Source organism: Xanthomonas sp. SHU 199 (assembly GCF_000364665.1).
Lineage (GTDB): Bacteria > Pseudomonadota > Gammaproteobacteria > Xanthomonadales > Xanthomonadaceae > Xanthomonas_A > Xanthomonas_A sontii.
Genome location: NZ_AQOI01000297.1, coordinates 1 through 331 on the forward strand (window position 1 = coordinate 1; position 331 = coordinate 331).

The 331-nt window shown below is 64.7% G+C and carries 1 pseudogene; it reads left to right on the plus strand.

The annotated features are described in order from the left end of the window. Positions 1-331: pseudogene (locus D183_RS24475) on the plus strand (RHS repeat protein); the annotation flags it as partial.

Sequence of the window (331 nt, forward strand, 5' to 3'; positions counted from 1 at the left end):
GCGTTTCCAGAAGAACCAGCGCCAGTCCAAATCCACCGACTACATTCTGCTTGGCGGCAGCCTGGTCGCCGAGGCCGACTGGCCGCTGGGGCAGCTCGCTTCGGTCAAGGACTACGTGAACTGGAACCCTTTCTCCGGCGCGACCCGATATGTGGTCGAAGAGAGCGTGGATGGCGTGACCTGGACGGCGGTGTACGAAGGCAGCCAGGGCAACTGGACCTCGTTGGCGAGGCCGGCAGGGACCTATTCGTACCGGGTGACTGCGTGCACGGCGGACGGCAACTGTACCGCGGCCTCGAACGTGACGCATGACCAGCGGCCTGCGGTGGAT